The following is a 9,652-nucleotide window of genomic DNA, read 5'->3' on the forward strand; positions in this document are numbered from 1 at the left end:
CAGATTTAAGAACTTTTTTATTTTAGACTTATCACCGGGTTCAAAAGTAGCCCTCTATTCGAGTATTTCCTGTGAATGACATCCGTTCAAACCCTCCAATTACGCAGAAGCTAGGCGCAATCTTGTTCGCCGACGTCGTCGGTTATTCCCGCCTTATGGGCGAGAATGAACTGGATACATACAGCGCTTTGAAGTCTTTGATCAGCCAACTGGAATCAACCTGCACAAATTTTAATGGCCGCGTAATCGAAGTGCGCGGCGACGGGATACTTGCCCTGTTCGAAACCGCGACCAGCGCAGTCGAGTTCGGGGTAGAGCTGCATCGGATCGCAAGCCAGCACAATCAGGCCCGCCCCGAAAACCAAAGGATCAAATTCCGCGCCGGTGTCCATCTTGGGGAAATCCTGATTGATGAGCGCGGGATCCATGGCGACAACGTCAATATTGCTGCAAGGCTTCAAGAAATTGCTGAACCCGAGAGGGTTTACGTCAGCGCCGCAGTTTATGATCAGGTCTGCAACCGCCTGCGCTACGGGTATGAGTTTCTGGGCTCAAGGCAGTTGAAAAACATTATTTCGCCCGTCTCCACCTATTGCGTCCGCAGCGAGGTTTCAGGCGCAACACTGGCCGGAACAATGCGTCCGGACTTGCCGGTGGATCTACTAGACCGCCCGGATACACCTTCTGTCGCCATTCTGCCCTTCAGCAGTACCAGCGGCGACGAGTCGGACAACTGGATCGCCGAAGGGCTGACAGACGACATCATTATGAACCTGTCCAAGTTCCGGAATCTCTTCATTATTGCCAGGAACTCGTCCTTTTTCTTCAAGACACAGTCCATGCCTCCGAAAGAGGCGGCGCAGAAATTGAACGTCCGCTATATCGCCCGCGGGAGTGTTCGCCGGTCTGCCAACCGCATCCGCATTACGGCCGAGCTGGTGGATGCCAGTACCGAGCGCACCATCTGGGCCGAGAGGTTTGATCGCAAAATCGACGATATCTTTGATATCCTTGACGAAGTGACCGAATGCATCGTGGCCGCCACTGCCGTGATGATCGAGTCGCACGAAAAACAGCGCATGGTTAAGTCGGCTCCTTCCGATCTGGAAGCATATAGCTCAGTTCTGAAGGGCCAGCACCATATCTTCAAATACACCCGAAACGACAACCGCAAGGCGCAGACATTTTACCAGTCCGCACTTGAGCGGGACGGAGGTTACGCCCGTGCTGCCGCGGCACTATCGCGGACGCTGAACATCGACTGGCGATATTCCTGGTCAGAAGACTCTTCAGGTGCTCTGGAGAAGGCGCTGTCATTCGCTCAGCGCTCAATCGAACTGGATCCGACTGACGCACGCGGATTTGGCGAATTGGGGTATGTAAACCTTTATCGCAAGGAGCACGACGCCGCGCTTCAATCCTATCAACGGGCACTCGCGTTGAATCCAAACGACGCGGATATGCATTCGGATTATGCCGATGCGCTGGCCCACTATGGTGACAATGAAACGGCAATCACGCATCTTCAGCAAGCAATGCGCCTGAATCCATATTTCCCGGACCAATATCTATGGCATCTGGGCGGAGCCTATTACAATCTCAGGCGCTATGAAGACGTCATCGAAACCGTCAACAAGATGAACAACCCCACCGAAGGACAGCGCATGCTTGCAGCAAGCTACGCTCAGCTTGGTCAAACGGATTTGGCGCGTCAGATCACGGACAAACATCGCACAGCGCACCCCAACTTTTCACTGTCTCGCTGGGCGACGGTGCAACCGGATCGGTTGGAAGAGGACACGCAGCACCTTGTCGAAGGTCTGAAAAAGGCCGGGTTTGATCGGGCATGAAAAAGGGCGCGGTGACGGCGCGCCCTTGTCAATTCGATCAAAGATGAACGTTAATCCCCGCCACGCGCCTTTGCGCCGCTGACTTTCGCTCCACTCACTTTTGCACCGCTGACTTTGGCGCCACTGACCTTCGCGCCGCTGACTTTGGCACCTGAAACTTTGGCTCCACCAACTGCGGGGCTGTCGAAGCCGAAATAGATATCCAGCAGAACCTGTTCGAATTGACCAGTCATGACGTCCATGCGGATTGTGAAATCGGCCTTGTTGTAATCCCACACACGAATGTCGTCGGCGAACTGAAAATCGGCGGCGGCAATTCCGGTCAGGCTGGGATTGTTTGGCGCTCGTGCGGCGAGATTTCCCGGTGCATTATCAACCGTATTGCCTTGGGTGCCGAATTCGTTGACGAAATCTCCGTCGCCATGCACCAAGAATATTACAGGCTCCGGCATTTCATAGAACACGCCCTCATATGAAAACCCATAAATTCTGGCGAGATGGCCACCATCAAGGAATTGGTCACCGAGGAAATTATTTACACCTTTCCCGCGGCGGCGCTTACCCTTAAATTTGAACTTCTGCGCTTCGGGGGAACCTTCGAGCTTTGCGGTTTGCTTCCAGAATGTACGTTTGTATTTTGAACCTTTCTTGACAAAGACGAAGTCACCTTTTGCCTCGACCTTTCGGTCGTCAAGAATAAAGCCCGCGTTGGTTTTTTTGACTTTATAAATCCCTGATTTTTCAGGGTCGTCAATCTGAACCAGAACTTTGTCACCGGCGTTCACGGTCACGTCATCAATTTTGCCGTTCGTAATATCAGGTAGGGTTGCGATGCTATCGTCAATTATCGCGACGCGAACCCGCGTATCCTTTTTAAGCTTCAGATCATCGACTGTGCGTCCAAACAACAACACTTCAGAAAAGCTCAGTAAAGACTCGGTCATAATTTACTCTCCCGATTACGGGATTGACGAAGTTCCAGACGACGTCTCCCCCTCTTAGCGGCCCAAAAATGAACGAGCCAAAATGTTCCACAATAATCACCCCATAACTGCATGCCACAAAATGGCTTTAAAAAAAAGAATTTTAGACGCTAACCCGGTACCTGCGTGCGTACAGAGTGCGCGTGGCTGTCGCCATCCGGTTCGGGCAGGCGTGGGCCTGCAGTTGTCAGGCCAATGTCGCGCATGCGGAAATTGCCCTCGATAATTCGTCGGAACGCGCCTCCGGTGATTTCCTGATCGACAGCCAACAGCGCCTTTTCCACTCCGAAATAGCTGATCATATCCGCATCCAGACGCCCCCATGCGTCGGCCAGGTAGGTACCCAGATAATCGCGCGCTTCAAGCAGGGCGATACGGAATCCATCCGGGTTTTCTGCGTACCTCGCATCGAAAATACCCTGCATCACCTCGCTGTAATCGGGCGAGTCCTCCAGTTGATCGGACAGATCCTCATCCTCGGCCGAGATCAGGTCGTGCATCAGCAACCGCTCGTGATAGATATCCACAAAAATGTCGAACATTGCGCCGGTCAGCGGCTCGGACAGGGCGTGTTCGCTTGACCAGCCCGCAGCGAATTCGGACAGCGACCGGTTGTTGGCCGCTGTGCGGATCTGGGCATTTTCCGACAGTTCGGCGAAACGGTTCAGGCGGTTGAAAGTATAGAGGTTCCCGTGCGTATTCTCGAGCAACGTTTCGACCACTGATCCAAAATGCAACGACGCAAGCAGGGCCACCAAGTCAGCGGCGGATTCATGAAATCCGTAATATTCGCCGGATGCGTCCCCGGCCGTCGGCATCCCGATGACGCTGTAGATGATCGAATGTCCGATTTCATGCGCAACCACGTCAAAATTCAGGCTGTAGGGGCGATATTCATCCCCATGTTCATGCGTGCCACCGGTTTCCAGAAACCCCCAACCGATATGCGCATTGTCGAGACTGGGCAGCAGGGACAGTTCCAGCCGGTCGAAATCCCGGGCGAAATGCCATGGGATCGGCCGGTCGAAATAGCCCTGCCAGACATCCATAGTGAAATGCGCGGACCCAAACAGGTGTGCCGCCTCAAAAGCAGGATCCGATGGGTCGATATGGATGAAATTACCAAACTCATCAGGCATCGCGGGCGGATGAATGTATCCGTCCCAGGGCGGCAGGTACATCCCCGGCCCATTTGGCCCCGGTACAATCGCGCCGTAAGGGGTTGTTTTGCCCACAGGGTTCACGGTGTACATGCGCGGCCCGGACGGTCCCGGCCCGATGCTGCCCTGGGGCGCGGAAATCTCAACCAATTCCAGCTGCGCGTCGGGCTCAAGAAAAGGCGACTGCGGAAACAACAGAAACCGGGTGCCGGGTTCCTCTTCGTCGGTGTGCTCGGGTAAGTTCATAAACGCCCTCCCGTGCCGTGCGCGGATTAATCAAACAATTCCCTAAGCGGGGGCTTCATCCGCACCGACATCCCTTTGGCAAAACAAAAATTCGGCTTCTATCAAATCATAAAATGCGTCGCGCCCGGTCAGACCGAGTGAAACTGCGTATGATTCAAGATCATCCGGCACCTCTTGGTCAAGACATGTTTCGAAATACCATATCAACACGCGCAACCGATCCGCACCACCCTTACCATCGGGTGTCACACGGGTTGCTTTGCTGGCTGCACGGTCTCGCAATTTGGCATATTGGCCTGTACGGCGCAATTCTGACAGCAGCGAGGCGTCCAAACGCCCTGCTCGCAAGGCCTTGGCGGCGTCGATCCGCGCCTCGTCAGCCAGCATCTTCTCATACCCCTCGGGGCTCAGGTCGTTGGCTTTTAGCCAGCCCATCAGGTCCGCCCGGCGCGAAAGGCCTGCATCGGCCCTGTGATCCGCCATCTGCCTGACTAGGACATCACGGTCGGGTTCCCAATCCTGTCGGGCGGCGTCTTCTCGTGACAATAGGGCCAGAACCGCGCGTTCCCGCAACTGTGCATACAGTTTGGGGTTCAGCCGCACCTCATCAACCACGGCGCGATCAGAGTCTGGCTCATTGCCATCGACACGCGCCCTCAGACCCTTCCAGACCAAAGTTGGTTCAGTTCGTACCGCAACCTGAGTAGACGCGGGCGCTTCGGCCAGATGTTCCGACATGCGCACCAGCATGGCCCGGGCATCCTGCGCTTTGGCGTCGATCTTGCCCTTGGCAAGCCATTCCGCAAACTTGGCGCCACCAGCAAGGTCTTTCATCGCATCCGTTATGTTTGACCAGACCCGATCATGATAGTGCATCCCCTTGGCGCGTTGCAGCGCTGCTGCGGCGGTTTCCGACGGCAAAACGCCCGCAGCCTGTGCATGCTCAATGGTCGCGCGGATCGAAACCATCGGTTCGCTCAGCGGTGGATAGCCCAACTCGGCGGGGCCGTGCAGAACGGCGACCTCATCATCATCATGCAAGACTCCGCTCTGATAATCGTCAAAGATGCGACCGACGCCGATCATCCCAAAATCCGCCAACTCAGCGGCCCGCAATGCTCCCATGCTGGCGCTGCCGAACACGGGTATCCCTTGCTCCATCGCCCACAGGATTTCCTTGTGCCAAACTGATGGAACACCTTCAAAAAACCCGTCAATGATCCCGATGGCACTGGGGTTTTCGCGGGCAACGCGGTACACGTCGCCTTGCTGAACCGGGGGCAGGATCGTGGCATCCAGACATTCGGACACCGCGTCGGATGTAAGAGTGGGACCCACAAAAACCACTGCTGTCATGCCAGCCCTTCCCGCACGCGCTGCGCCCGCTGTCCCGGGATATAATCCGGATCGTCATGCGGCGCCTCCAGACCAGGAATGACGGCCCTAACAACCGCGATCCCGTAGTCTGGCCGCGAAAGATCGACGGTGACCACCTGCGAAATCCCAACTGCGTTGAGTTGGCTCAGCAACAACTCCTGATCTTCGTCAAAAGACCCAGTTCTTTTTGACGGGCAATCCGTAAAATTTCGCTGCGCCGGTGAGCCTTCAATTAGATCATGCACATAACGCGCCCGGTCCATCTTGGCCTGATCCGTAAATTCGGCCGGGTCCAGATCGTCCCGCGCGCCCGAGATATAGGTCAGCCGCGTCTGCGCGGCTTCGGTCAAGGCGCGCAGCAGGGCGATGGCCCGGTCCGGATGGCACCCGTCGCCGATACCAATATGGCCCGGCTGTCCCTGCCCCTCGCAGATCACGCAGCGAAAACAGGCGACACCGATATCAGAGGTCGTGTTCCACAACCCGACCTGCAGCCCTGCGGCTGCTATCATTTCCATGGCCTGACGGCATCGCGCGTCATCAACACTGTCGGGATCAAGTCGCGCAGCTTGTGTCTGGTGGTGCCACAAGGTCGTGGCGTCGCGCTCGATTAGTTCACAGATCGCGTGACAACTGGCCTCAACCACATTGTTGCCCGAGGCCAGCCCGTTCGTCGTTCGAGGAAAGGCCGCCTGACCACCAACCGGTGCCGTCGTATAGTCCGTATCGACCATTTCAAGCGGAACCCAGCATGGCCGATCCGCACACAGGTCGCGCCCCTGAACCCACAACATATTGCCATGCGGGTCGAAACGCCCACCCGAAACGCGCGGCAAGCCAGCCGCATCAACAACATGGGCTTCATGTGCAAGCTCAGCGTATCGGGCCAAACGTTGCGGCAATTGAATCCGCTCGGCATGCCAGGATTCAATCGCCTCCATCACTCCCGAAGCCTCGGCCGCGCGCAGGGACAGGCCTTTGCCAAGCGATACCGCAACCGACCGGGAATTCGGCCGGGCGACCATTACCGTAGGCAGCCCGATCCGATCCAACCCTGTCAGGTTTGCAATCCGGGTAATGCCCATGTCCCGCAGCAGAGGTTTAACGATTTCCAGGGTCCGTTCAGGATCGCGTGCACGGTGCGTATCAAGCACATATTGCTTTTGCGACGTTGCGGGCATGATGCTGACCTTGCCAAAATATCTAAAAAACTGCGCCAGACCAGTCTGTTGCATTTCAGGATGATAGATCAAGCCCTTGTGGTCAACAGCAGGGGCGTTTGCAGCTGATTGACGATGACTTCATCAATGTCATCTACGTCTAAGTCAGGACATCAACAAGCGAACGACGGTTAACGGGACAACGGCCAATCAGCTCCTGCTTTCCAATTAGCAGCGACGCCGCGAAAGTCGGGGTCTACTTTTCGAAAGCTATTCTCGCGTAGCAGCGTCAGCCGTTACTGGCCGGACCAAACGCCTCAACGTGAATATTTTCGGGGGGTATGCCTGTTTTCTCCAGATCCTTTCTGATGTCCGACAAAAACCGAGCCGGGCCACAGAGCATGTAACGCGCCTCGGCACCCGCATCTAAAGCCAAGAGTGCCCGCGCAGTTACGCGTCCGTCTTTGTCATAATGCTTGCCTTTAAGGTCTTTGGCCTCTGGACGGCTGTAGAATATCCGTTGTTGCACCGAGGGATGTTGGGACACCAGCTTGGCGACCTCATCGCGCAGAGCGTGCTCGGCACCATTTCTGGCTCCGTGTACAAACCAGACGGGGCGCGCTTTTTCATCAGATAACGTTGCATGCAACATCGAAACCATGGGCGTCAGGCCAACACCGACGCTGACCAAAACCAACGGACACTCACTGCACGGGACAACGAAATCACCCGAAGGATTTGATGCCTCAAGAATTGCCCCTTCCCCAATTTTGTCATGAAAATAACGGGATACGATACCCTTGTCTTCGCGTTTTATGCTCAGACGGTAGCCGTGGGTCGCATCAGGGGCGCCGGAAAGGGAATAACTACGTTTCGATGTTCCGATCTGACCAGGTATCTGCACTTCGATGGGCAGGTGCTGACCCGCCTTGAACGGCTTTGCCGGTTTGCCATCCACTGGAACCAGATAGAATGAGGTGATGTCCTGCGCCTCTTTCACACGCCGGGCGACTTTGAAGCGGCGCGACAGATGATCCTGCTTTGCCCAACGTATTGCCATCACACCCGGACGTTCGATGACCGCATCGATCTCAACGTTGATCATACGCCCCGCGTCAGGGTCATGGGTATGCGTGGGCTGCCAATCGAGGGTGGCGCGTCCCGAGATATGCAGCAAGCTGCCTGTTTCAAAATCGATAAAAACCAGACCGACATGAGGGTCGGTAATCAAGTTTCCGATCGTGTTGAAAAAGTTGTTCCCGGCATAATCAGGGATGTGCAGATGGCTTGCGTCCGAGACGTGCACAAATCCAGGCGCACCCCCACGATGCGACGCATCATAGCCACGCGAGGGCATATCTTCGCCCGTTTGGTGGCCGGATCCTATGAACATCGTGTCCGCACTCTGGATCAGGGCAATTTGGGAAGCGGTCAGTTCCGTGCCGCTCAAAGCTTGTGCAGGCGTATTTCGTGCCACACTGAACCAGGTGCGTTCGTGGATGTATTGCGGGCAGTTGCCGAACGTCTGCCGGATATCAATGGCGTAGCCAGTATCGGTCTTGCGGAAATAGCCGCTGAACCGGTTGCGACGCCGCGAGGCCAGTTCTATGCCAACAGCACCCACATCCGTGCCTGCATTGAAGGCGGCAGCCAGGGGATCCTGATCGTCAATAAAGGTGTCCAGTGTCAGCGTGCGTGCGTCGGGCGACCCGATAAAATCCCCGCTTCCATCAACAAGCGTCACCCAAGTGAGGCCGTTTGCGTCCGCGCCGGATAACACCAGAAAAGGCAGCGAGGTGTGAAAATCGCGATGCTGCGCGGGAAGATAATCACGAATGAACCCGCCCGCCCATTGGGCCACATCGCCAACACCGGCGCGCGACTGTGCCTCAAGCTCGCCAGCATGGAAGGGAGTGTCAGCTGTATCCTGTAGCATTTCCGTACCTTTCAAAGGAAGGTGGAACTGGCGCGCGTAACGCCAGATCTTTGATTTAAGCCAGTTCAGGAATGGGCGAGGTCGCCATGCCGACGAATTTCGGTTCTGCCTCAATCCGCCCCAACCACGTGCGGATATTCGGATAGGGTGCCAGGTCAACACCACCTTCAGGGGCGTGTGCGATATAGCTGTAACACGCGACGTCCGCGATCGTGATCATGTCAGCAGCCAGCCAGTTGCGACCCTCAAGATGCGCCTCCATCATCTTGAACAACATGCGGGATTTGGTCACGGCAGCGTTGTGATCGAGCGGCGCACCAAAGACTTTGACCAGACGTGAGGCACATGGGCCGGAATAGATATTGTCCGCCGCGATGGTGAGCCAACGCTGTACCTCGGCCGCAGTTTTGGGATTTTCGGGCATCCAGTCGGACCCTTTGGCGTAGGTCTGCACCAGATAGACGAGAATCGCGTTGGAATCCGCCAGCGTGTACCCATCGTCATCGATAGCAGGAACAAGTCCAAATGGGCTGATCTTCAGGTATTCCGGCGCCTTGTGCGCACCTGCGGCCATATCCAGATCAACTGTTTCATAAGGCAACCCCAACAGCGCGAGCATCAGTTCAACACGGTGGCAATGGCCGGACTTTGGGTTTCGATACAGTTTGATGGGTGTCATCGGATTTTCCAGTTCTGGTTGGGGATTTCAAACCAAGATCGCTCAGACCAGGGTAATCGTCGGGACGTTGGCCTGAGGGCCATCGGAACTTGTGTACGGGTTCGGGACGGTGTGCATTTGATTGGGGAACACCTAATTTACTTTGACACGTGAATTAATATGGGCAATGCGAAAAACACTACTTTGCTAGGTGTTCAGTCCCGGCATCTGGTGGATCGGATTTAGGATGAATCGATCTGGCTCAGAAGTCCAGATTTTACA

Annotated in this window: 7 protein-coding genes; 1 reads left to right on the plus strand and 6 read right to left on the minus strand. The window is 55.6% G+C overall.

All coding sequences use genetic code 11. From position 1 onward, the window contains the following. Positions 1-122: 122 nt before the first annotated feature. The gene (locus HW561_RS21055) at positions 123-1,850 is read left to right on the plus strand and encodes an adenylate/guanylate cyclase domain-containing protein (protein ID WP_235963018.1); all 1,728 of its coding nucleotides are present in this window, start codon (positions 123-125) and stop codon (positions 1,848-1,850) included. 50 nt (positions 1,851-1,900) lie between these two features. On the opposite strand, the gene HW561_RS21060 is transcribed toward HW561_RS21055, so the two are convergent. From HW561_RS21060 to HW561_RS21085, 6 genes are all read right to left on the minus strand, one after another. Beyond that, positions 1,901-2,794: a hypothetical protein gene (locus tag HW561_RS21060; RefSeq protein WP_176867317.1), complete on the minus strand. Its 894-nt coding sequence runs from the start codon at positions 2,792-2,794 to the stop codon at positions 1,901-1,903. A 149-nt stretch (positions 2,795-2,943) separates the two neighbouring features. After that, positions 2,944-4,239 (minus strand): gluzincin family metallopeptidase, encoded by a 1,296-nt coding sequence (locus tag HW561_RS21065; protein WP_176867318.1) that lies wholly within the window; start codon positions 4,237-4,239, stop codon positions 2,944-2,946. Between the two features lie 42 nt (positions 4,240-4,281). Further along, the gene (locus tag HW561_RS21070; protein WP_176867319.1) at positions 4,282-5,595 is read right to left on the minus strand and encodes a TfuA-like protein; all 1,314 of its coding nucleotides are present in this window, start codon (positions 5,593-5,595) and stop codon (positions 4,282-4,284) included. Beyond that, positions 5,592-6,797, minus strand: a complete 1,206-nt coding sequence (locus tag HW561_RS21075; protein WP_176867320.1) for a YcaO-like family protein — start codon at positions 6,795-6,797, stop codon at positions 5,592-5,594. Before HW561_RS21075 ends, HW561_RS21070 begins: the two co-directional genes overlap by 4 nt. A 268-nt stretch (positions 6,798-7,065) precedes the next feature. Further along, a complete protein-coding gene (locus HW561_RS21080; protein WP_176867321.1) occupies positions 7,066-8,712 on the minus strand; it encodes an FAD-binding oxidoreductase in 1,647 nt (548 codons plus the stop codon). Positions 8,713-8,767: 55 nt separating this feature from the next. Continuing rightward, positions 8,768-9,391, minus strand: a complete 624-nt coding sequence (locus tag HW561_RS21085; protein WP_176867322.1) for a glutathione S-transferase family protein — start codon at positions 9,389-9,391, stop codon at positions 8,768-8,770. Between the last annotated feature and the right edge of the window lie 261 nt (positions 9,392-9,652).

Source organism: Ruegeria haliotis, from assembly GCF_013377785.1.
GTDB classification, from domain to species: Bacteria; Pseudomonadota; Alphaproteobacteria; order Rhodobacterales; family Rhodobacteraceae; genus Ruegeria; species Ruegeria haliotis.